At 37.7% G+C, this 22,635-nt stretch carries 22 protein-coding genes and 1 pseudogene; 18 read left to right on the forward strand and 5 right to left on the reverse strand.

The features are described from left to right. Window positions 1-156 precede the first annotated feature (156 nt). Window positions 157-306 (reverse strand): SPJ_0845 family protein, encoded by a 150-nt coding sequence (locus DD627_RS05580; RefSeq protein WP_186806965.1) that lies wholly within the window; start codon window positions 304-306, stop codon window positions 157-159. 188 nt (window positions 307-494) lie between these two features. On the opposite strand from DD627_RS05580, the gene DD627_RS05585 reads away from it, so the two are divergent. The 5 genes from DD627_RS05585 (at window position 495) to DD627_RS05605 (ending at window position 8,114) form a co-directional block, all read left to right on the forward strand. Continuing rightward, a complete protein-coding gene (locus DD627_RS05585) occupies window positions 495-1,973 on the forward strand; it encodes an ABC transporter substrate-binding protein/permease (RefSeq protein WP_057784416.1) in 1,479 nt (492 codons plus the stop codon). Further along, on the forward strand, window positions 1,963-2,706 hold the full coding sequence (locus DD627_RS05590; protein ID WP_057784417.1) for an amino acid ABC transporter ATP-binding protein: 744 nt from the start codon (window positions 1,963-1,965) through the stop codon (window positions 2,704-2,706). Before DD627_RS05585 ends, DD627_RS05590 begins: the two co-directional genes overlap by 11 nt. Before the next feature lie 150 nt (window positions 2,707-2,856). Next, a complete protein-coding gene (uvrC, locus tag DD627_RS05595) occupies window positions 2,857-4,650 on the forward strand; it encodes an excinuclease ABC subunit UvrC (RefSeq protein WP_057784418.1) in 1,794 nt (597 codons plus the stop codon). Between the two features lie 128 nt (window positions 4,651-4,778). Next, complete coding sequence (gene obgE / locus DD627_RS05600) at window positions 4,779-6,074, forward strand: GTPase ObgE (RefSeq protein ID WP_057784419.1); 1,296 nt, start codon at window positions 4,779-4,781, stop codon at window positions 6,072-6,074. Between the two features lie 27 nt (window positions 6,075-6,101). After that, window positions 6,102-8,114 (forward strand): acyltransferase family protein, encoded by a 2,013-nt coding sequence (locus tag DD627_RS05605; protein ID WP_260275052.1) that lies wholly within the window; start codon window positions 6,102-6,104, stop codon window positions 8,112-8,114. 141 nt (window positions 8,115-8,255) lie between these two features. Here DD627_RS05605 and DD627_RS05610 read toward each other — a convergent pair whose 3' ends face one another. Both DD627_RS05610 and DD627_RS05615 read right to left on the reverse strand, forming a co-directional pair. Further along, window positions 8,256-9,044, reverse strand: a complete 789-nt coding sequence (locus DD627_RS05610) for a hypothetical protein (RefSeq protein ID WP_057784420.1) — start codon at window positions 9,042-9,044, stop codon at window positions 8,256-8,258. Between the two features lie 14 nt (window positions 9,045-9,058). Continuing rightward, complete coding sequence (locus DD627_RS05615; protein WP_260275051.1) at window positions 9,059-9,331, reverse strand: hypothetical protein; 273 nt, start codon at window positions 9,329-9,331, stop codon at window positions 9,059-9,061. 177 nt (window positions 9,332-9,508) lie between these two features. On the opposite strand from DD627_RS05615, the gene rnz reads away from it, so the two are divergent. The 5 genes from rnz (at window position 9,509) to DD627_RS05640 (ending at window position 14,591) form a co-directional block, all read left to right on the forward strand. Then, window positions 9,509-10,435, forward strand: a complete 927-nt coding sequence (gene rnz, locus DD627_RS05620) for a ribonuclease Z (protein WP_260275050.1) — start codon at window positions 9,509-9,511, stop codon at window positions 10,433-10,435. 15 nt (window positions 10,436-10,450) lie between these two features. Next, window positions 10,451-11,266: an SDR family NAD(P)-dependent oxidoreductase gene (locus DD627_RS05625; RefSeq protein WP_260275049.1), complete on the forward strand. Its 816-nt coding sequence runs from the start codon at window positions 10,451-10,453 to the stop codon at window positions 11,264-11,266. Window positions 11,267-11,277: 11 nt separating this feature from the next. Beyond that, window positions 11,278-11,619 (forward strand): lipopolysaccharide assembly protein LapA domain-containing protein, encoded by a 342-nt coding sequence (locus tag DD627_RS05630; RefSeq protein ID WP_057784424.1) that lies wholly within the window; start codon window positions 11,278-11,280, stop codon window positions 11,617-11,619. Between the two features lie 107 nt (window positions 11,620-11,726). Further along, a complete protein-coding gene (recJ, locus tag DD627_RS05635; protein WP_057784425.1) occupies window positions 11,727-14,072 on the forward strand; it encodes a single-stranded-DNA-specific exonuclease RecJ in 2,346 nt (781 codons plus the stop codon). Beyond that, the gene (locus DD627_RS05640; RefSeq protein WP_068805549.1) at window positions 14,073-14,591 is read left to right on the forward strand and encodes an adenine phosphoribosyltransferase; all 519 of its coding nucleotides are present in this window, start codon (window positions 14,073-14,075) and stop codon (window positions 14,589-14,591) included. 55 nt (window positions 14,592-14,646) lie between these two features. Here the strand turns inward: DD627_RS05640 and DD627_RS05645 are convergent, their stop codons facing one another. Together DD627_RS05645 and DD627_RS05650 are read right to left on the reverse strand one after the other, a co-directional pair. Then, a complete protein-coding gene (locus DD627_RS05645) occupies window positions 14,647-15,972 on the reverse strand; it encodes a replication-associated recombination protein A (RefSeq protein WP_260275048.1) in 1,326 nt (441 codons plus the stop codon). A 340-nt stretch (window positions 15,973-16,312) separates the two neighbouring features. After that, window positions 16,313-16,903, reverse strand: a complete 591-nt coding sequence (locus tag DD627_RS05650) for a TMEM175 family protein (protein ID WP_057784428.1) — start codon at window positions 16,901-16,903, stop codon at window positions 16,313-16,315. A 268-nt stretch (window positions 16,904-17,171) separates the two neighbouring features. On the opposite strand from DD627_RS05650, the gene DD627_RS05655 reads away from it, so the two are divergent. From DD627_RS05655 to DD627_RS05690, 8 genes and pseudogenes are all read left to right on the forward strand, one after another. Continuing rightward, entirely contained in the window at window positions 17,172-17,321 is a 150-nt protein-coding gene (locus DD627_RS05655) for a flavodoxin (RefSeq protein WP_260275053.1), read from the forward strand. Beyond that, a pseudogene (locus DD627_RS05660) lies at window positions 17,317-18,081 on the forward strand (aldehyde dehydrogenase family protein); the annotation flags it as partial. The gene DD627_RS05655 and the pseudogene DD627_RS05660, both read left to right, overlap by 5 nt. A 138-nt stretch (window positions 18,082-18,219) precedes the next feature. Further along, complete coding sequence (locus DD627_RS05665) at window positions 18,220-18,615, forward strand: MerR family transcriptional regulator (protein WP_057784430.1); 396 nt, start codon at window positions 18,220-18,222, stop codon at window positions 18,613-18,615. Between the two features lie 24 nt (window positions 18,616-18,639). Continuing rightward, entirely contained in the window at window positions 18,640-19,290 is a 651-nt protein-coding gene (locus DD627_RS05670; protein WP_057784431.1) for an NAD(P)H-binding protein, read from the forward strand. A gap of 188 nt (window positions 19,291-19,478) precedes the next feature. Then, window positions 19,479-20,150 carry a flavodoxin family protein gene (locus tag DD627_RS05675; protein WP_260266912.1) on the forward strand — a complete coding sequence of 224 codons (672 nt, stop codon included), beginning with the start codon at window positions 19,479-19,481 and terminating at the stop codon, window positions 20,148-20,150. A gap of 182 nt (window positions 20,151-20,332) precedes the next feature. Continuing rightward, complete coding sequence (locus DD627_RS05680; RefSeq protein WP_057784433.1) at window positions 20,333-20,968, forward strand: NAD(P)H-binding protein; 636 nt, start codon at window positions 20,333-20,335, stop codon at window positions 20,966-20,968. A 61-nt stretch (window positions 20,969-21,029) separates the two neighbouring features. After that, window positions 21,030-21,758 carry a RibD family protein gene (locus DD627_RS05685; protein WP_068805565.1) on the forward strand — a complete coding sequence of 243 codons (729 nt, stop codon included), beginning with the start codon at window positions 21,030-21,032 and terminating at the stop codon, window positions 21,756-21,758. A 30-nt stretch (window positions 21,759-21,788) separates the two neighbouring features. Continuing rightward, window positions 21,789-22,622: an aldo/keto reductase family protein gene (locus DD627_RS05690; RefSeq protein ID WP_057784435.1), complete on the forward strand. Its 834-nt coding sequence runs from the start codon at window positions 21,789-21,791 to the stop codon at window positions 22,620-22,622. The last annotated feature ends 13 nt before the right edge of the window (window positions 22,623-22,635 follow it).

A 22,635-nucleotide genomic window follows, 5' to 3' on the forward strand; every position in this document is an offset into this window, starting at 1 on the left:
AAACCCGCTAAGATAAACGACACTACTGAGCCCATTTGCTTCCAGACTAAGTCTAATTTTTGCGATCAACACACTGATATAATAATTTTGATACTTTCGACCTTTAGATGAGTAAACAAAAAATGAGTGAATTTCGGCAAGTTGTCGAAAATTCGCTCATTTTTTTTGCTTTTTAGGTTTCTTTGTTTCGGTGTTGCGTTTCAGAAACTTATTCTTCTTGTCTGCTGTAGTTTTGTCTTCTACAGGTGCAACAAATTTATCTAACATCTTTTCAAGGTTAATCTCTTGTTTAATTTTCAAACCCATTCTCATCACTCCTTGCGCCTATCATAACAGATTTTATATCATCTGTCAGCAAATTAAGAAATATACATTTAAAAGCGAATATAGCGTTCGAAACGTGCATAAAACAAATTTATTTCTAATAAAGCTTGCATAAATAATCAAAAGAAGCTATACTTCATATATTCTATTTGATGCAGGGAGTTGCGATTATGAAAAAAAAGTTTTTAGAAATTATTACAATTGTTGGATTGTTGTTTACCCTATTGCCATTTGGAAGTATCAACGCTGCTAGCTCTGAGACGAGTTCAAACGATCAATCATTGGCAAAGATTCAGAAGAAAGGCGTTTTGGTTTTAGGAACCAGTCCTGATTATGCTCCTTATGAATTTCAAGCCACTAAAAATGGCAAGAGTATTGATGTGGGAATGGATATCAGCATTGCCAAGCAGGTGGCAAAAGATCTCGGCGTAAAACTTAAGATCAAAAACATGGATTTCGATTCCTTACTTGTTGCCCTCCAAACGGGTAAGGTTGATATGGTTATGGCTGGGATGAATCCAACCGCTGCTCGTCGAAAGAACGTGACCTTCTCGCATATTTATTATAAGGGTGGTCAAGATATCGTTATTAATAAAAAGGATGCCGGTATCTACAAGAGCAAAAAGTCATTTGTTGGTAAAACCGTCGGCGCACAAACCGGAACCATGCAGTACAACATGGCAAAAAAACAAATTTCTAATGTGACTGTAAAAGGATTCGATAAAGGTGCTGATTTAATTTTAGCCCTGCAAACCAATAAAATTGACGGAATTGTGATGGAAAAACCAAGTGCTGAAGCATACGTCAAAAACAATCCACAACTCAGTTTGATTAATGGTAATTTTAATTTGAGCTCTAACGAAAGTAGTTCAGCAGTGGCCTTCCAAAAGGGTTCATTTACCCTTGCTGCAGCCGTAAATAAAAGCTTGGCCAAGATTAATAAGAAAGATTTAATCAACAAAGTTTACTTAAAAGAAGCCGGAACCCATATGAAGACCAATACAGTCGATACATCAATGACTCACTATTGGAAATACTTTGCTAAAGGGATTGGTTATACCTTACTTATTTCCGCGTTTTCTGTGTTCTTTGGTTTTATCTTAGGAACTATCTTAGCATTTATGCGTTTAAGCAGAAACAAATTATTAAAACTAGTGTCAACAGCATACATTGAATTTGTGCGAGGCACACCTTTGATGGTTCAAATTATGTTTGTTTATTTTGGAATTGGATTAATCGTTAATTTGCCAGCTTTAACTTCAGGGATTATTGCCGTATCTCTTAATAGTGGTGCGTACGTTGCCGAAGTTATTCGTGGAGGAATTAATTCCGTTGATAAAGGGCAAACGGAAGCGGCTAGGAGCCTAGGGCTTTCCAAACAAGGTACGATGCGTTATGTTGTTTTACCACAGGCCATAAAAAATATTTGGCCAGCACTTGGAAATGAATTCATTTCATTAATCAAGGAAAGCTCAATTGTTTCAATTATTGGTGTTACTGATTTGATTTATCAATTGAAGATCGTTCAGTCTGATACTTATCGTGGAGTTGCGCCTATTGTTGTGGCAATGCTGTTATACTTTGTTGTTACGTTTGGTCTTTCGAAACTTTTGGGTTATTTTGAAGGGAGAATGAAACATGCCAACTAAAATTCTAGACATTCAAAAATTAAATAAAAAATATCATGAAACCGAAGTGTTAAAAAATATTTCTGAAACTGTTGAAAAAGGGCAAGTTATTTGTGTCATTGGACCATCTGGAGCAGGTAAAAGTACGTTTCTCCGTTGTTTAACTTTATTAGAACAGCCAAGTGATGGTCATGTGCTATTTGAAGGCACGGATCTTACTAATCTTAAAGAAAAGCAACTAGATGAACTCCGTGAAAAAATGGGGATGGTTTTTCAAAGTTTCAATCTCTTCCCTAATATGACAGTAATTGACAATATTAAATTGGCTCCTATGAAGGTTAAGAATTTATCAGATGAAGATGCCACAAAAACAGCCGAGAAATTACTGGCTCAAGTAGGTTTGTCTGATAAGGGCGCTGTTTATCCAAGTAGCTTATCAGGTGGTCAGCAGCAACGGGTTGCAATCGCCCGAGCACTTGCAATGGAACCTGAAGTAATGTTGTTCGACGAACCGACATCTGCTTTAGATCCAGAAATGGTTGGTGATGTTTTGAAGGTTATGCAAGAGCTGGCTAAAGCTGGTATGACGATGGTTGTTGTTACCCATGAAATGGGGTTTGCACGGTCAGTAGCCGATCAGATTTGGTTTATGGACGGTGGGTACATTCAAGAAAAGGGAACCCCTGAAGAATTTTTTGATCATCCAAAAAGTGAACGTGCTCAAGATTTTTTGTCAAAGGTATTGGTTCAATAAAATTGTCGGTTTAAAGCATACGATAAGAGTAAAATCTTATGGTATGTTTTTGTTTTTTTACAAGCGAATGTACGTTTGGCTTTATTGTTGCCCTAAGCCATGAAAGGCGTTATAATATTACAAGTTCTTTACACTAGGAGGTGAAATCGGATGGCATCAGAGCACATTGAGCATAAGTTAGCTTTGCTACCAGATTTACCTGGTTGTTATCAAATGAAAAATATTAATAGCCAGATTATTTACGTAGGAAAAGCAAAAAATTTAAAAAATCGTGTCCGTTCATATTTTAAAAGCTCTCATGACGGGAAAACAGCCCGTTTAGTTTCTGAGATCGCCGATTTCGACTATATTGTCACATCTAGTGATAAGGAAGCTTTCTTACTAGAGATTACGTTAATTAAAAAATATCAACCGTACTTTAATATCAAGCTAAAACGGGGAACAGGTTATCCGTACATTAAGATTACCAATGAAAGAGACCCACAGATGTTGATTTCTGGGGATGTAAAAAAAGACGGCGCTTATTATTTTGGCCCGTATCCTAATGTTTATGCGGCAGAAGAAACATTACACTTTTTGCAAAAAGTGTATCCTTTACGCCGGTGTACAGGATTTCAGCACCGACCATGTTTGTATTATCATATGGGGCAGTGTTTGGGTGCTTGTTTTAAAACAGTTCCGCAAGAAGAATATGCAAAACAAATTACCCGCATTAAATCGTTTTTGAATGGAAATGTGAAGACTGTGAAAAAGCATCTCGTTACTCAAATGGATGAGGCTTCTCAAAATTTAGAGTTTGAACGGGCGGCTGATATTCGTGATCAGATTCACTATATTGAAGTAACGGTTGAAAAGCAAAAAATCATTTCCAATGATCATACACCAAGAGATCTTTTCAACTTTTACATGGATAAGGGATGGCTCTCAATTCAGGTGTTTTTTATTCGACAAGCACGTTTAATGAAGCGTGAAAAACGACTTTTTCCAGTTGTTAGTACGGCAACCGAGGAATTGACCACCTTTATTCTGCAATTTTATAATCAAAAGAATAATTTGCTTCCAAACGAAGTTCTTGTGCCAGCCGGCATTGAAAACCAGGTTATCAGTGATATCTTGAAGATTCCTGTTCGCACACCTCAGAGAGGCCAAAAACGTGATTTAATGAATTTAGCTCAGGAAAATGCCAAAATCACTTTGGAAGAGAAGTTTCGGTTGCTTGAACTTGATGATTCTAAGACAGTGGGGGCAATGAAAGAAATTACGGATGCTCTTGGAATTCCGACTGGACATCGAATTGAAGCTTTTGATCATTCTCATATTCAAGGAGCAGATCTTGTTTCAGCAATGGTTGTTTTTACAGACGGTCAACCGGATAAGAAGATGTATCGTAAGTACAAGCTCACCACGGTGGATCATGCGGATGAAGCAGCAAGTACCCGTGAAGTGATACGAAGACGCTACACAAGGCTTTTAAAGGAACATCAGAGCATGCCTGACTTGATATTAATGGATGGTGGGGATATCCAGTTAAATGCAGTCAAAGATGTGCTGGTAAATGAATTAAATCTTCAGATTCCAGTTGCTGGAATGGTTAAAAATGATAAACATAAAACGGCGGATTTGCTTTTTGGTCCACAAGACAAGCATGTATTGTTAGATCCAAAGAGCCAAGGCTTCTATTTGGTTCAACGCATTCAAGATGAAGTGCACCGGTTTGCTATTACTTTTCATCGACAGGTGCACACGAAGCACTCCTTGAGTTCACGGCTAGATGATATTGCTGGGGTCGGACCAAAAACGCGAAATAAACTTTTACGTAAATTTGGATCGATGCGACGAATTGCAGAAGCAAGTGTGGATGACATGCGTGAGTTGGGCATTCCGGAGAATGTGGCAAAAACGATTAAAATTTCCCTAAGTGGATCCATTAAAAGCAAAGTATAGATGGAAATAGCCGCATAGATTAATCTGAAACAAAAAGAATTCAGAATCATTATAAAATAAGACTGATATCTGCTAAAATAGGAGTATTAGATTAGAAAAAGTCACGCTAAACAGTATTGGAGAAAAATATGTTTGTTGATCAAGTTAAAATTAATATCAAAGCTGGCAACGGTGGTAATGGAGTAGTTGCTTTTCGTCGCGAAAAATTTGTTCCCAACGGCGGGCCTGCTGGTGGCGATGGTGGCCGCGGTGGCGACGTAGTTTTTAAAGTGGATTCCGGATTAAGAACTTTGATGGATTTTCGTTATCAGCGTAAATTCAAAGCTGCATCTGGTAGTAATGGTATGAATAAACAAATGACTGGCCGGAGTGCAGAAAATTTGGTCATTCGTGTTCCAGGGGGAACCATTGTTAAAAATACAGAAACTGGCGCCGTGATTGGTGATTTAGTGGATAACGATGATACTTTGGTTATTGCCAAAGGTGGTCGCGGCGGTCGCGGAAATATGCATTTTGCAAGTCCCAAAAATCCCGCACCTGAAATTGCTGAAAATGGGGAACCTGGTCAAGAAATCAGTGTGCAACTTGAATTACGTTTGTTAGCTGATGTTGGCTTGTTAGGATTTCCTTCAGTAGGGAAATCAACGTTACTTTCAGTTGTTACAAGTGCCAAACCAAAGATTGCTGAATACCACTTTACAACGTTGGTTCCAAATTTAGGGATGGTTCAACTTGATGACGGACGCGACTTTGTCATTGCTGATATCCCGGGATTAATCGAAGGTGCTTCACAAGGAGTTGGCCTAGGCTTTGAATTTCTTCGTCATGTAGAGCGAACAAAAGTTTTACTACATTTGGTTGATATGAGTGGCGTAGAGGAAGAAAATCCGTTTGAAAGTTATGAAAAGATTAATCAAGAATTAAGCAAATATGATCCCGATTTAATCAAGCGTCGGCAAATTATTGTGCCTACTAAAATGGACATGCCAGATGCAGAAGAAAATTTAAAGAAGTTCCGTGAAAAATTACAAAAATCTGTTGGTCCAAATGAAGTTCCAGATATTTTTCCGATTTCATCTGTCACACATAAAGGTCTTCAGCCATTAATGCAACATACAGCTGATGTTCTTGAAACAACACCAGATCCAATTGAAACGCCAGTTGTTTCAGACGATGACGTCACGTATGCTTATACACCTAAAAAGGCATTTAAAATTGAACAAGATGAGGATGGCACTTGGGTATTATCTGGTGAAAAGCTTGAGCGGTTATTCAAGATGACGAATACCGAACATGATGACAGTTTAATTCGTTTTGCGCGTCAAATGCGTGGTATGGGAGTTGACGATGCTCTTCGCAAGGCCGGTATTAAGAATGGGGATACTGTCCGAATTCTTGATTTTACGTTTGAATTTGTTGAGTAGGTTAACTTATTTATAGAGGAATTGTGTATGGATTATGAAAAACAAAATTCTCTTGGCAAAAACGGGAGAAGCAGTGGTTCAACCCATGAAAATAATCAATCAGTAAAAAAAGAACAGGGGAAAAGACTGAAGAATAGTCGTTATATTAGTGGTTTTGATGGGCTTAGAACCTTAGCATTATTGGGTGTTATTCTTTACCATCTTTTACCGTATGACGTTAAGGGTGGGTATTTAGGTGTATCCATCTTTTTTGCCATATCTGGTTATTTAATTACTGATTTGTTTGTACAAGAGTGGGATCAAAATGGTTCAATTAAGGTACTATCATTTTATAAACGACGGGTTAAACGGCTTTACCCAACTTTGGTGGTTGTTTTAATCGCAACTACAGCTTATATGACTTTGTTTGCTCGCAACCTACTGGAAAATATTCGTAGTATTGTGTGGACTAATTTACTTTTCGTTTATAATTGGTGGCAAATTGGTAATGGTCAATCCTACTTTGATAGATATAACGGTGAATCACCATTTACCCATCTTTGGTATCTATCAGTAATTGGCCAGTATTATTTTATTTGGCCCATTGTGCTTATCGGTTTGTTAATTACCTTTAAAAATCGGGGCCATATTTTGGGTATTTTAAACGGTTTGGCAATTGTTTCAGCGATTCTGATGTTTATTCTCTATGATCCGTCCAATACTAATCGCGTTTATTACGGATCGGACACACGGATGACTCCCTATTTATTGGGAGCTGCATTGGCTTTTCTCTGGCCATCGACTCATTTGAATCCAAAGCTTAATAAAAATGGTCGCTGGGTACTCAATGTTTTAGGACTTGGGTCACTAGCAGTAATCATTTGGATGGGTTTGACATTAAGTGGAACCGGAAATTTTGCCTATCATGGTGGGATGTTGTTATTTTCGATATTCTCTGTGATTTTAATTGCTGTAATTGCACATCCGGGAACCAAATTTGGTAATTGGTTTAGTAATCCATTGTTTGCTTGGATTGGTAAACGAAGTTACGGAATCTATTTATATCAGTTTCCTGTCATGATTTTTTATGAAAAAGCAGTAGTAAATATTGCTGTTCATCCGTTGATGAATGCGTTGATGGAAGCCGTGATCATTGTGATCATAAGTGACTTTTCCTATCGCTTTGTTGAAGTGCCATTAGCTCATTTCAATTTCGGGAATCCTTTTATTTTCTTGAGAAATTTGGTTAGACGAGACTCAAAATTTGGCAACAAACGGTACATTGCAATTCCTGTGATTCTGATTTTGATAGTTGCTAGTGTTGGAGTTGTTAGTGGTTCTGGCAAAAATGGCAATCACCACAGTGCCTTACAATTGAATATTACAAAAAATAAGAAAAAGTCATCAAAACAAAATGCAAAAGCTTTAGAAGCACAAAAACTAGCTAAATTAAAGAAAAAGCAGCGAGAGGCACAGTTGGCCAGTATTAAAAAAGAAAAAGCCATCAAGCTAACCGATGCGGAAAGAAAAATCAAAACAAAGTACAAGTTGGAGCCTTCTGAAGTAAAATTGGCTCAAAAAATGTCAGTGACCGGGGTCGGTGATTCCATCATGGCTGATACTTCTGATGATTTGCAGGAGGTATTTCCTAATGCCTATATTTCGGCAAAGGTTGGTAGACAAGTTTGGCAAGCAACAAGTTTATTAAAACAGTTGGCCGCCCAAGGTAACTTGAGTAGTAATGTTCTAATAAATTTGGGCACTAATGGTGCCTTTACAACTCAGCAGTTAAAGACAATTGTGTCCGTGGTTGGCAGTAAACGGGAAATATTCTGGGTAAATGTGCATGTTCCTACTCAGAATTGGGAATCGACGGTTAATAAGACGATTGCCAATTCCGCAAAGCGTTACAAAAATATTCATGTGATTGATTGGTATGATGCAAGCCTGAAACAAACCGGATGGTTTTATGGAGATCATGTCCATCCTAATATTGAAGGTAGCAAAGAATATACAACGCTTGTGACAAAAGCAATTGTTAAGTACGGTAGTGAAGACTAAATTCGAGAGTTTGGAAAAGTAAAATATTGAGTTTTTTGGGCTTCGCTAAACCCCAGGCTTAATTACTATCATGCTTGAACATGTTTCAAAAATTAATACGTATACACAAAAAAAGTTGCAGAGATTCTGCAACTTTTTTATTTAAAATGGAATTTTTGTAACCAGTGAATCTTTAGAAAGGGATTTGCCACTGATACTATAGGTGCTTGAAAATTGAATGGAACAACTGTGTAGTCTGTTTGCGAGATTATTTGGAACCAAAGTAACTACCGTCGTGTTAATTGTTTTTCCTGCCCTAATTTGTTTGCCAGCAGAACTATCAACCATATTGCTAATCGGTGTACCAGCATAATTAGCAGAAAGCTTGACATAATTAAGACCGCCAACAATTATTGTAGAGTTACTTTCGTTTTTGATCGTGTATTTAATTTGTAAAGTGTAATAGGTAGAACCAATACCTGTATTGCTAAACGCCGTGGAAACCATTTTTTTAGCCTTTGCCGTTTTGGCTTCGTTTTTAATCAAACGAACCTGTTTGATTTGAAATTGGAGCGGCCGGTTGATGATGGTTTGATCAACTTTTTTGATCTTATCAAGGGTTAACTTTGTCCCAAAAGAATCATAAGAAAACTGCTTAGGCAAGTTTAAATCACCATGGGCAACATACCTGGCGCTTTTTTTAATGTTTTTTGGAACTGTGTAACTTGATGATTCTTTGGTATTTGTGGAATTGTTTGTCGAAGAAGCAGATGCACTGGAAGCGGAGGCACTACTTTCTTTACTAATTGAACCGCTGTTTTTATGGACATTTTTATTTTGATTTTTGAAAGTAACTTTTCCTTTGTCCTGATAGCGTGTTTCGTGAGTTGAATTTCCACACCCGGTTAAAAATGTTGTGCTGAGTAGTAAAAATATGACAATTTTTTTCATGTTGGTTTCATCCTTTATCCTAAAATTAACTTACCACTACGTAAATGATAGCCAAATAACTTATGGGGGCCATTTTTTGAAAACGCAAGTTGGGCAGCACCACTACTTGTTTGAGCTCTAGCCTTAAATTGATCCAACGTTAAGGCTTTTTTACCGGCGACCATAATTAACCAGTTGTCTTCAATTCTTAAAGATTCGACCGGAAAATTACGTTTATCCTGAACAAAATACACTTGTAAATGTGGATCAAGTTCGGCCACTGATAAATTAAAATCGACTAATCGCATTTGTATTCTCCATTATATCGTTTGAATTTGGTTTATTTGTTACAAAATTAATTATAATTGATTACAGATACCATATGAAGTGTAAACTAAGAGGGTTGCCATAGCAAATCAGGGCAGTTTTGTGGTATGGTATTTAGGTAGGATTTATAAACAAGAGTAAATGGGGAACGACGTGTTATGGAATTAGAATTTTTAGGAACCGGAGCAGGTGTTCCCGGTAAATTTAGAAATGTGACAAGTGTGGCTTTGAAGCTTTTAGATGAGCGTAATTCGATCTGGCTTTTTGACGTGGGTGAGGGCACGCAACAACAAATTTTGCGCACCAATATTAAACCTCGAAAAATTGACAAAATTTTCATTACGCATTTACATGGCGACCATTTATTTGGCCTACCAGGATTGTTAAGTAGTCGTTCTTTTCAAGGCGGCGAATCAGAATTAATTATTTACGGACCCAAAGGCATTCGTCAGTTCGTTCAAACGGCAATGCGCATTTCAGATTCACATCTCTCCTATCCAATTCGCTTTGTTGAGCTAGGAGACGAGGGCGCGATTTTTGAAGATAATAAATTTAAAGTTTCTTTTTTGCGATTGGACCACCGTATTGAAAGTGTCGGTTATCGAATTGTTGAAAAATCACATCCAGGACAATTGCAGGTTGAAAAACTTAAACAGCTTCACATACCATCAGGGCCAGTTTATGGGCAACTAAAGCGTGGCGAAAAAGTCACACTTGAAGATGGTCGAGAGATTGATGGCAAAGAATTTCTTGGCAAACCGCAACGGGGAAGAATCGTTGCCATTTTGGGTGATACTCGAAAAACCAAGAATAGCTTGGTCCTTGCAAAGGATGCTGACGTATTAGTTCATGAAAGTACCTTCGCTAAAAATGAGAGCAAACTGGCGCGTAATTACTATCATTCAACAAATGTGCAGGCGGCAGGAATTGCCAAACAAGCTAATGTTCATCGGCTCATTTTGACACATATTTCGGCGCGATATACTGGTAAAATGGCCAATGAACTGCAAAAGCAAGCTCAAACAGTGTTTAAAGCGACAAAAGTTGTTCACGATTTTGATGTTATTAATATTCCACTTAGATAATTGAGGAGTGATCATATGTTAGCGCGGTTAAAAGAGTTGCGTAATCTCGAAGGTAAGTTGGTTTTGATTACCGGTGCTTCAAGTGGTTTGGGTAAATTAGTTGCTTATGAAATGGCAGAACGTGGGGCTAGTGTCGTTTTGTGTGCACGTAATGTGGAAGAACTTCGCAAAGTGGCTGAGAGATGTAAGGAAATTTCGCAAGCTGACGCGTTTGTGGTCAAGCTTGACGTTTCAGATTCTGAAGCTATTGATCACCAACTAGAGCACGTTTTGCAAGACATTGGATCAATTGATGTTTTGATTAATAGCGCAGGTTTTGGCTTGTTTGAACCTTTCAAAGATATTGAGATGCAACCAGTTGAGAAAATGTTTCGAGTGAATGTTTTAGGGCTAATGTATGTGACTCAAAAAATTGCGCAACAAATGATTAAAATGGGCCGGGGACAAATCTTTAACATTGCTTCCGTTGCGGGAAAGATTTCAACACCAAAATCGACTGCTTATTCTGCTACTAAGTTTGCAGTAATTGGTTTCTCAAATGCTTTGCGCCTTGAATTACGGCCATTAGGTGTTCAGGTGACAACCGTTAATCCAGGACCAATGGATACAAACTTCTTTAAGCGTGCGGATCCAAGTGGTCATTATTTTGACGCTGTTAAGTTACTTGCCTTGTCGCCAGAAAAAGTTGCTCATCAAATTGTTGAGGCAGTTGGCTATCGACGCCGTGAAATCAATGCACCGACCTACATGGAAATTATTCATCGTGGGTACGAGCTTTTCCCAAACTTTGGTGATTTGTTGGCAAGTAGTTCTTTTTTTAATCGAAAGTAAGGAATATAGATATGAAGAATCAATGGCGAGTTATTATCATTTTAATTTTAGTTTTGTTGGTGGCGCTTTTCGCTGTCGTCAATGTGAATGAAGTTCCTTTGAGTTTATTATTTACCACGGTGCACTGGCCACTTGTTTTGGTTATTTTAGTTTCCTTAGTTGCCGGAGCATTGATCACTTTTTTAGTGTCAATGGGTACAGTGATGGCACAAAAAAAACAACAACGAGTGGAAATGGATGTTGCTACCAAAAAGATTGATGACCTCCGTGAAGAAAATGAATCATTAAAACGACGTGTAAACAATGTTAGTAACGAAAATGGGCAAAAAAATCATAATCTTGAAGAGCTTTAGTTTCTGTGAGATTGTGAGAATTGAATACTAAAAATTGGGCGAAAGCAAGTATCTCTGTAGGGATCAACTTTCGTCCACTCTGTTTTTATTGATTAGGAAGTGGAATCGTGCTGAAATCAAAGTTCAAATGGCAATTGCCGAAAAGCGATGTGTCATCAGACAAAATTAAAGAAATTATGGATGCCTGCCAGTTAAGTGAAATTGCGGCAAAGGTTTTAATTAATCGGGGCTATGATACGCCCGAGAAGGCAACAAAGTTTTTAACACTGGATCCGGAAGCTATCCATGATCCATTTTTGTTGCATGACATGCAAAAAGCCGTGGATCGCATTCAGTCTGCCATTGTAAAGAATGAAAAAATTGTGGTGTACGGCGATTATGACGCTGATGGGGTAACCAGTACCACGATTATGTTTGAAACGTTAAATGAATTGGGTGCAAACGTTGATTATTTCGTTCCAGATCGCTTTAAGGATGGCTACGGTCCCAACATGGCTGAATATCAACAATTTGTTGAAAATGGCGTGAACTTAATGGTGACTGTCGATAATGGTATTGCGGGGAACGAACCGATTGAATACGCAGTGACACACGGGATGGATGTTGTGGTGACTGACCATCATGAGTTGCCTGAAAAATTACCCAACGCAACTGCCATTGTGCATCCACGCTATCCTGGCGCACACTATCCATTTTCAGATCTTTCTGGAGTTGGAGTTGCGTTTAAGGTGGCCTCAGCTTTGTTGGATGAGGTGCCAGAAGAATTTCTAGATTTAGTTGCCATTGGGACAGTTGGGGATCTGGTATCACTTACTGATGAAAACCGTTTCTTAGTAGCTAGTGGTTTAAAAGTTTTAAGTGAAGGTCAACGTGTTGGTCTCAGTGCGTTACTCAAGGTGAGTGGGTTAGAAAACCGACAAATCAATGAACAAGATATTGGCTTCACACTGGCTCCGCGTTTAAATGCGGTTGGTCGAATTGGTAACGCAGGAGAAGCAGTTGAATTGCTGACGACATTCGATGACGAAAAGGCGGAGTTGATTGCCAAACACATTGATTCTGTAAATGATCAACGGAAACAATTAGTTGATATGGTGTACAATGAAGCCATTTTGCAAGCGAAATCTCCAGAAAATCTTGCGCGTAAGACTTTGGTGATTACCGGAATTGGCTGGCATCAGGGAGTTTTAGGAATTGTGGCGAGTCGATTAGTAGAAGCTACTGGTAAACCAACTTTAGTTTTAAGTGGCAGTGAAACCGACACAAATTTAAAGGGTTCCGGTCGCAGCGTGGAAGCTCTGAACTTGTTTGAGGCTTTGAATACAAATCGTGAGTTATATGTTAATTTTGGTGGTCATCATATGGCAGTTGGCTTAACGATAGCTAAAGAGAATGTGGCGGCTCTACAAACCACTTTAGAAGAGGCAGCAACAGTAGCCGATCTAGATAAAAATCAGGTTTCGCCATTGCCCATTGATGGTGTGGTTAAAGTTGACCAAATCACTGTTCCAGCGATTAAAGATTTGGCTAAGTTAGGACCATTTGGAACCGATAATCCAATTCCAGAATTTGAAATTGATTCTGAAAAGGTTACTGATGTAAAGCAAATTGGTGCTAATCAGGATCATTTGAAATTTCAATTAGCAGGGGTCAAACAAAAAATAGACGCAATTGATTTTAAAGAAGGTAAGCTCATGCCATATTTACAGGCACTGCCTGAAGATGTGCGAGTTGTGGGAACTTTGGAGTTAAATACCTGGCGAAATCAAACTAAGCCCCAAATCATGATAAAAGATTTATTGATTAACGCTGTACCGATTGTTGATAAACGAACAACTCGTTTGAGTGTTAAGATGTTTGCAACTCAGACCACCTATGTTTTCTTCCACAAAAAAAGTTATGAAAAAGTGCAAACCTATTTGAAACCAGAAGTTCAAGTAGCAGTTTTAGAAGATCAAGAAAATTTTGACTTGCGCCTGAAGGGCAACTTGACATTGGTTGATTGCCCAGACTCAATCACAAAGTTTGCAGATTGGCTTTCAAAACAAAGTCCAGATGCCTTGACGGTTTATTTCTATCAGCAAAATAATGCCTATTTGGATGGGATGCCAACCCGAGAACAGAGTGCTAAGGTGTTCAAGTTTTTTGCCAATCATCAAGACATAGACTTGAAGAAACAATTGCCGGATGTAGTTAAGCACTTGCATATTGATCAAAACATGATAGTTTTTCTAATTCAGGTGTTTTTTGAGTTGAAATTTGTTAAAATAGAAAGCGGTCGTGTTTCGTCTATTCCGAATCCCAAGCCGCAGAAGTTGAGTGTGGCTCCGACCTATCAATTGAGAAAACAACAAATTGAAACACAAGAAAAATTATTGTACAGCAAGTCTGCTACTCTGACTGCTTGGATGCAAGCGTGTTTGGCAGATAAAAACAAAGGAGTTGCTGAATAAATGGCAATAGATTTACATGATTATGTAGCAAGTATTCCAGATTATCCAGAAAAGGGTGTCGTTTTCCGTGATATCTCACCTTTAATGGGTGACGGAAAAGCTTATAAGCAAGCGACCAATCAAATCGTTGATTATGCTCGTAATAAGGGCGTTGAGATGATTGTGGGTCCTGAAGCCCGAGGCTTTATCGTGGGTTGTCCGGTTGCATACGAATTAGGCGTTGGTTTTGCACCAGCTCGAAAGAAGGGCAAGTTGCCTCGCGAAACAGTTAAGGCAACTTATTCTTTGGAGTATGGGACCTCATCTCTTTATCTTCATAAAGATGCTGTTAAGCCAGGCCAACGGGTTCTAGTTACGGATGATTTGCTTGCAACGGGTGGAACAATTTCAGCGACGATTGATCTAGTTGAAAAACTCGGTGGAATTGTCGTAGGGACAGCTTTCATAATCGAATTAACAGATTTACATGGGCGTGATAAAATTAAAAATTATGATATGCTTTCACTTATGCAATATTAAGCGGTTGAAAAAGGATCTGCAACATTGGTTTTCGATGTTGCAAATCCTTTTTTAATTAATTGTCATGAGTAGCATGCCAATTTTTTATATATTCTAAGCGCTGTTTAAATCGTTTTTCATTACCTTCTTCAGTTGGCGAATAGTATTCATGGCCTTCCAGATCCGGGGGCATGGTCTTCATATTGGTCAATTTGTCTTTTTCTGAATGGGCATACTGGTAACCCTTGCCATATCCAAGGTTGTCCATTAACTTGGTGGGTGCATTTCTAATTTGAAGAGGGACTGGCTCATTGCCGGTTTTTTTGACATCTTTTTTAGAAGCCAAGCGAGCCTTATAAATGGCATTGGATTTCGGAGCTAACGATAGGTAAACAACTGCTTCAGTTAAATGAACATCACATTCTGGCATTCCTAAAAATTGACAGGCTTGAAAAACGTTAATGGTCAGTTCAAGTGCCTTGGTATCGGCAACACCAATATCTTCACTCGCAAATCGAACTAAGCGTCGAGCAATGTAAAGCGGATCTTCACCACCATCTAACATGCGTGATAGCCAGTAAATTGCTGCATTTACATCACTGTTTCGCATCGATTTATGAAGAGCTGAGATAATATTGTAATGCTCTTCACCATGCTTGTCATAACGCAGTGATTTTGTGTTAATAAACTGATTCAAGTTGTTTTCACTAATTATGACCGACTTATTCTGATGATCGGCGTTAAGAACTGCCATTTCTAAAGTATTGAGAGCAATACGGGCATCACCGTTTGCAAATTGAGCAATAAGAGTCAAAGTATTCTCGTCAACTTGTACCTTTAAGTTTGGAAAAGCATTCGCATTATTTAAAGCTTTGCGAAGCAAACTGCTGATTTCGGCAGTACTCAATTCTTTAAGTACGAAAACTTTACAACGCGATAATAAAGCGGAATTAATTTCAAACGATGGGTTTTCGGTTGTGGCTCCAATTAAAGTAATACTTCCTCGTTCCACAAATGGAAGAAAAGCGTCTTGTTGGGCCTTATTGAACCGGTGAATTTCATCAACAAAAACAATTGTTTTCTCACCGAGCTCCCGATTTTCTTCGGCTTCTTCCATAATTTTGCGAATGTCTTTAATCCCACTTGTGACAGCACTAAAAGTAACAAAATGAGATTTAGTTTGGTTGGCAATAATTTGTGCCAATGTTGTTTTTCCAACGCCAGGCGGGCCCCAAAAAATAATTGAAGGTAATTGATCTTGAGCAATAATTTCACGTAATACTTTTCCTTTGCCTAGTAAATGAGTTTGACCCGTAAACTCTTCAAGAGTTTGTGGCCGTACCCGGTTGGCTAGTGGGCTATTTTGATTATTTTCTGACGCAAATAAAGATTCTTGTTTCAAAATAAATGCCTTTCATAAGAATTTGACTTGATACTTTAAATTTACCACTGTGTTTGGAGAAAAGATAAACAAAAGCTTTACTTTCAATAAATATTGATTATGAGTATATGTCATAATTTTTTAATTGAACGTTTAGGATACATAATTGATTGTCCAGAGTCTGAAGGGTTTAACATAGTAAATATGCCTTGCCTAAACTTTCCTTGAAGTTGTGCTTTTTCGGGATTCAGTGAGATTGAACTATAGTTAAATTTGTATGAATGCAAAACATGATGAGTGAAAAAGCGATTAGTTTTATTATTTTTATAAAACTAATCGCTTTTTGCAATCATTAGTACCATTAGATTTTATTTAAGTGAAACTGATTTTTACTAGATTGTCTAGTTGCATAACCCACGATAAATATATCAATGAAAATAGCATAAATCATTGCCGGTGCATAAAATGTTAATGTGATTATCAGCCCAACTAATTTAATTGCAACGTCCAAAATAATTGAAGAGTTGGGTAAGGCATACAACCAGCCAAAATGAGCAGCAGGATTTACTTTTTTTAAAGAATAAGAAATGGCCATGTTACTAAACGAAACAGCTAATACGATAATGCCATAAAGTGCCTGGGCTGTGACGTTGTTAAAATTGGATGCTACTAAACTTGTGGTATATGGAAAGAATGAAGCTAAAAATAACATGACTAAGGAATAAGAAACGGTTGCGTTAGAAACACTCTTTACTTTGTGCCAATTATTGTGGTGCGTGGTCCACATTAAACCAATCCAAAAAAACGATAGTGTGTAAGCAAAAAAGTTAGCGCGTAACGCCCATAGGCCAGCTAAATTAACAGTTTTTGGCTTTTCCAGTTCCAAAACTAAAATAGTCATAATAATGGCGAGAACAGCATCTGTAAAAGCTGCCAAGCGTTCTTTATTCAAAGTAAAACCTTCTTTATCTCATATTTTCTTGCATATTTTTTTAGTATAACATGTTCTGAAGAAATCTTATTTCAAAAAAACGAATCTTTTTCTTGCCTTAGAGTACACACGAAGGTTTATGATGACCTTGTTGAATATGAAAGGCAGGTTTAACGATATTTATGACAACATCTAAAATGAATGGTGACAGAGAAACTTCACCAGGTTAAGTTTTAGTGCATACCAGCCAAAACAATAATACAAAAAAATAAAGATTTTTATATTGGAGGTGTCGATTATTGCTGATGAAGGCTCATTAATTATTTATTTTTCATTAACAGGTAATACAAAATCTGCAGCTGAAAAATTGCAAAAAAAGACTGGAGCTGCAATTTATCAACTACAACCAGAAAAGCCGTATCCAACCGACTACAGGTGAAAACTTGAAGAAAAACACCATGGAACTGGGCGGTACTGATGCATTTGTGGTATTAGATGATGCTGATATAGATAGTGTAGCGGATATTGCTTGGCGAGCTCGTCTTTACAACGCAGGTCAGGTATGTACATCGTCAAAACGATTTATCGTGGCGGCCAATTTGTATGATCAATTTTTAGCAAAGTTGAAGGAAAATTTTGCTAATGTGAAACCTGGAGATCCAATGGATAGTCAAACAACTTTAGCACCAATGAATTCTAAACGGGCAAAAGATAAGTTACAAAGTCAAGTTGATGAGGCTATTGAAGCCGGGGCAACGCTTTACTATGGTAATAAAAAAATTGATTTGCCCGGTCAATTTTTCCAACCTACTATTTTAACTGACATTAAAAAAGATAATCCGGCATATTCTGAAGAAATGTTTGGACCAGTAGCTCAGGTTTATAAAGTTAATAGTGAGCAAGAAGCAATTGATTTAGCTAATGATTCCGATTTAGGTTTAGGCGGGATTGTTTTCAGTGGTGATCCTAAACGTGGAACAAAAGTAGCTAGTCGGATTGAAACAGGGATGGTTTTCGTGAATAACTTCATGACTTCTCTACCCGACTTACCGTTTGGCGGTGTAAAAAATTCTGGCTATGGCCGAGAAATGAGTAGCTTAGGATTAAATGCCTTTGTTAATGAACAGTTGATTGTAACGGCTGATAAACCAAATATGGATAATTTGGCCGGTGGATTGGTTGCAACTGATCCTGAATAATTAAAACTTATATTGTGTTCGAAAAAAAGTTTCTTACAAATTTGTGGGAAACTTTTCGTTTTTCTCTTGCCTTAGAGTTCACACGAAGGTTTAGAATAACAAAGAGATGAAGAAAAGAATGAGGGAAGAGGAGAAAATATGAATATCAATGGTGTCAGTAAACAGTTTGATTTAACCAAAGATACGCTCCGTTATTGGGAGCGGTTAGGATTGTTACCAGAAATTAAACGAAATGACAGTGGTTACCGTGAGTATAGTGAACGCGACATGAACTGGGTTTTCTATATCAAAGCTTTACGAAATGCTGGCATGTCGATTGAAGCCCTAATTGAGTTTGTGAAGTTGTATCGTGAAGGGAAACAAACGGCCGGATCACGTAAGTCATTGTTGGTTGATCAACGGCAAGATTTAGAAGATCAACGTAAGAAAATTGAAAAGACGATTAAGTATCTTGATTATAAGATTGATCATTTTGAAGATCATACACTTAATTATGAAAGAGAAAAATTAGCATATGACGGAAACATTCAATAAATAAAATACGAGGAGAAAACAAAAATGAAATTATTAATTATGGCAGCAAATGGACAGATTGCCCGAATCGTTGAAGACCGTGTATTAAGTGAATCGGCTTTTAAAGATGTCGAACTAACCTTATTTTTAAGGAATAGTTCTCGGTTGAGTAATTTGGCAAATAATTCACGTGTGACTGTGGTTGAAGGTAGTCTTGATAACGAAAATGATGTGAACAAGGCAGTTTCTGGACAAGATATGGTCTTTGTAGCAGTTGTTGATCATACTAGCAACAATGCGTGGACTAAAAATGTGATTGCAGCAATGAAGGCCAATAATGTGCAACGAGTTGTCTTTACAAATATTTTGGGATTATATGATGAAGTTCCTGGTGAGTTTGGTCGCTGGAATCGTCAAAGTGTCATGAGTGGATTACCGGCCGCAATTAATTCAGATAAACTTCTTGACGAATCAGGGTTAGATTACACAACGTTGCGCTTACCATGGTTGAATGATCGTGATGAAGTGAAGTATGTGGTGACACACAAAAATGACCAGTACAATGGTGTCTCAGGATCACGGCAAAGTATTGCTGATGTGGTCTTGAAGATTGTGGCTGATCCAACTTTTGGATCAAAAGATAGTTTGGGAATTGCCGATCCAGCAACTCAGGGTTCAGATCGTCCGGTTTATTAAATAGAAGAAGTTCTTTTAAAGAGTAGTAAATTTCTCTAGGGAAAATTTGTTGCTCTTTTCTTGTTTCTGCACAAATATGTAACTAATAGATATTGCCTTGGAGTGAGATATAAGGTCCATAATAAAAAGTTAGTTTGATAATGTGTGGGTTTAGTGGACATGAATTTCAGAAAATGGAGGAATAAAATTTGCAAATAAAAAAACAAGGATCGACGCAAAAAGTTGTTGGTAAAATTGACGGCCAGCCAATATATGCACCGCAATTAGGAAGAACAAACGGTGAATGGCAAAATGGTTATGGGACACCATCTGATGGTCAAGATACAAACAACAAAAATCAACCAGTTCGGAAACTAACTAAGGATGCAAAACAACTTATTATTTATTTTTCACGGTCGGGAAGTACTGAATTGCTTGCCGGTATGATCGAAGAAAAAACTTCAGCTGATATTTTAGAGGTTGTCGTAAAAAATTCCTACCCTGGTGTTTATCAGAAAACACTGGAACGCGCAAATCTGGAACGAGAAAATAATAATTATCCAGAGCTGAATATGCAACTACCGGATTTAAGTCAGTATGACACAATTTTTTTAGGTTATCAGATTTGGGCAATGCATTTATCACACCCAATGAACTCATTTTTAACAACTTTTGGTCAACTGCTTTCGGGTAAAAGAATTGCGCCATTCATGAGTGAAGGTGGGTATGGCCAAGGCGACAGTGTTCAACAAATTCAAGAAATTTTGCGCGAACAAGGCGCCAGCCAAAACACTTTTACCCAAGCGTTGGTTGTTGATGGAAATAAAGTTGATCGGTCTAAGTTACAAGTTGCACAATGGATAGCAAAAATTAATAAATAAAATGAAGGTATAGACGAAAACTTTTCTTATTTGTGAAAAGTTTTTTATTGGATTTACGTACTAATTGAACGACAGATCAGCCTTATGAGCATAGATTGATTCAGATTAAGCATTAGACGTATAACAAAGTTGCATTTAAACTGGATTTGTAAAGCTTAAATTGTAAATATGGAGGATACATCATGAAAAAAGTCGTTTTATTAGGAGCTTCCAGCCAAATAAGTCAGTATTTGATTCCAAGATTATTGTCTTTTCCTGAAATTCAATTAACGTTATTTTCAAGTCATGTACAAGTCTTGAAAAAATATCAGAAGACTAACAACGTCACAATTATCAAAGGTAACTGGCGTAATAGTGATGAGCTTGTGCGCGCAATTACTGGGCAAGACATTGTCTATTTGGCAACTTCTCAGTTTGAGAAGACCAATCGATTGGTCGTAAAAATCATGAAAAAAGTTGGCGGAGAGCGGCTAATTGTTGCGGGTGGGCTTGGTATTTATGATGAAGTTGCCGGTAAATTTGGTGAATGGAATGCCAACATGATGGGAGACTATACAATTTACAAGAATGCTGCTGCCGTGATTGATAACAGTGGGTTGAACTATACTTTTTTGCGGATGACTTGGTTGTATGATCAGGATGGTAACGAAGCATTTGAAATTGTTCCCAAGGGCGAGCCACTAAAAGGTACTCAAGTTACACGACAGGCAATTGCTAAACTAGTTACCGAAATTATTCAGGAGCCAACTAAATATAGTAAGCAAAATATTGGTGTTGTAGAACCAGATACAGAATGGGATAAGCCCTCGTTTTATTAAGTGTTTTCAAAATAGCAATTAGTAGTTTTCAAAGCTTTAATATAAAAGGAGAAAAATAAAAATGGACCGACCTTATATTTTTTGTCATATGGCAACTTCGTTAAATGGAAAGATTAGTGGGCCTTATCATGGGGCAGCAGGACCAGAACCTGGTCAACTATTTTATCATTTAGCATTTGAAAAAAATGGCTATTATCAACATCAGGGCTGGCTTTCAGGGCGAACCACTACAGATGATAATTTTACATTTTATAAAAAACCGGACCTTGATCAAAATGCGCCTCAGGTTCCGGCTGGGGACTTTGTTATTCCGACTAAGTTTGACAAGTATTATATTTCTATTGATCCTCATGGCCGCTTAGCTTGGCAGTCAAATGAATTAGTTTATCAAACGACCCATGCACAAGTCTTAGAAGTTCTTACGGGTCAAGCTAGTAATGCCTATAAAGCGTTTTTAAGGCATAAAAATATACCGTATATTATTTCAGGTAAGGATAAACTGGATGCTAAACTAGCTCTCGACAAGTTGAAGAATTTATTTCATATGGAAACCGTCATGTTAGGTGGTGGGGGCGTTTTAAATTGGTCTTTCATTCAGCAGGGATTGTGTGATGAGATAAGTTTGGTTTTGACACCGGCAGCAGATGGATCGAGCAAAACGCCAAGTTTATTCGAAGCTCGTGAAGGATTGTCCAAAGCAACACCCGTTTCATTTACTTTAAAAGGTGTAGAAACAAAAGGCAATACTGTTTGGCTACGTTATTTAGTAAACAATACTGACAAACAGTAAGCACTCTATGTTATATAAAGAAGGTAAAAAATGACAAAATTAACAGATACTTTTAACTTAACTAATGGCACAACGATTCCAAAAGTGGGATTTGGGACATGGCAAATCCCAGCTTCTCAAACAAAACAAGCAGTTTTAGATGCTTTAAGTGTAGGCTATCGGCACATTGATACTGCACTTGTTTATGGAAACGAAAAACAAGTAGGTGAAGCAGTTAAGGAGTCTGGTATGAAGCGTGATGATGTCTTTGTCACAACGAAGTTACCGGCTGAAACTAAGTCTTACCAAGGGACTTTAAATGATTTTAACACTTCATTAAGTAATCTTGATTTAGAGTACGTTGATCTGTATCTTGTCCATGCTCCTCAACCTTGGAGTCAGACAGGCGGCAATTATGATTTGGAAAACCGTGATGTTTGGAAGGCAATGGAAGAAATTTACAAATCTGGTAGAGCTAAAGCTATTGGCGTTTCAAATTTTGACGCGAATGATTTAAGTAATATTCTTAATCATTCAGAGATTAAACCAATGGTTGATCAAATTCAGTACTATGTGGGATATACGGAAGACGCCATTACCAAGTATGCCCAGAGTCATAATATTTTAGTTGAAGCCTATTCTCCACTAGCCACGGGAGCTTTATTAAACAATAAAGGTCTAAAGACAATGGCGAAAAAGTATGACGTTGACTTACCTCAACTCGCAATTCAATTCTGTATTCAAAATGGGATTGTGCCGCTTCCCAAAGCCACTCGTAAGACGCATATTGAAAGCAATACAAAACTGAACTTTGAGATATCTGATGCTGATATGGATGCAATGCGAAAAATGAAAGATACTTCTGTTACATGGCATTTTAGATAAAACTTGAAAATTG

Source organism: Pediococcus sp. (assembly GCF_003533255.1).
GTDB lineage: Bacteria > Bacillota > Bacilli > Lactobacillales > Lactobacillaceae > Pediococcus > Pediococcus parvulus.

What these genes read in the sequence shown, in the direction of transcription:
- DD627_RS05580 (WP_186806965.1), bottom strand. Translation starts at nt 306, where the DNA reads ATGGGTTTGAAAATTAAACAAGAGATTAACCTTGAAAAGATGTTAGAT.
- DD627_RS05585 (WP_057784416.1), top strand. Translation starts at nt 495, where the DNA reads ATGAAAAAAAAGTTTTTAGAAATTATTACAATTGTTGGATTGTTGTTT.
- DD627_RS05590 (WP_057784417.1), top strand. Translation starts at nt 1,963, where the DNA reads ATGCCAACTAAAATTCTAGACATTCAAAAATTAAATAAAAAATATCAT.
- uvrC (WP_057784418.1), top strand. Translation starts at nt 2,857, where the DNA reads ATGGCATCAGAGCACATTGAGCATAAGTTAGCTTTGCTACCAGATTTA.
- obgE (WP_057784419.1), top strand. Translation starts at nt 4,779, where the DNA reads ATGTTTGTTGATCAAGTTAAAATTAATATCAAAGCTGGCAACGGTGGT.
- DD627_RS05605 (WP_260275052.1), top strand. Translation starts at nt 6,102, where the DNA reads ATGGATTATGAAAAACAAAATTCTCTTGGCAAAAACGGGAGAAGCAGT.
- DD627_RS05610 (WP_057784420.1), bottom strand. Translation starts at nt 9,044, where the DNA reads ATGAAAAAAATTGTCATATTTTTACTACTCAGCACAACATTTTTAACC.
- DD627_RS05615 (WP_260275051.1), bottom strand. Translation starts at nt 9,331, where the DNA reads ATGCGATTAGTCGATTTTAATTTATCAGTGGCCGAACTTGATCCACAT.
- rnz (WP_260275050.1), top strand. Translation starts at nt 9,509, where the DNA reads ATGGAATTAGAATTTTTAGGAACCGGAGCAGGTGTTCCCGGTAAATTT.
- DD627_RS05625 (WP_260275049.1), top strand. Translation starts at nt 10,451, where the DNA reads ATGTTAGCGCGGTTAAAAGAGTTGCGTAATCTCGAAGGTAAGTTGGTT.
- DD627_RS05630 (WP_057784424.1), top strand. Translation starts at nt 11,278, where the DNA reads ATGAAGAATCAATGGCGAGTTATTATCATTTTAATTTTAGTTTTGTTG.
- DD627_RS05640 (WP_068805549.1), top strand. Translation starts at nt 14,073, where the DNA reads ATGGCAATAGATTTACATGATTATGTAGCAAGTATTCCAGATTATCCA.
- DD627_RS05665 (WP_057784430.1), top strand. Translation starts at nt 18,220, where the DNA reads ATGAATATCAATGGTGTCAGTAAACAGTTTGATTTAACCAAAGATACG.
- DD627_RS05670 (WP_057784431.1), top strand. Translation starts at nt 18,640, where the DNA reads ATGAAATTATTAATTATGGCAGCAAATGGACAGATTGCCCGAATCGTT.
- DD627_RS05680 (WP_057784433.1), top strand. Translation starts at nt 20,333, where the DNA reads ATGAAAAAAGTCGTTTTATTAGGAGCTTCCAGCCAAATAAGTCAGTAT.
- DD627_RS05685 (WP_068805565.1), top strand. Translation starts at nt 21,030, where the DNA reads ATGGACCGACCTTATATTTTTTGTCATATGGCAACTTCGTTAAATGGA.
- DD627_RS05690 (WP_057784435.1), top strand. Translation starts at nt 21,789, where the DNA reads ATGACAAAATTAACAGATACTTTTAACTTAACTAATGGCACAACGATT.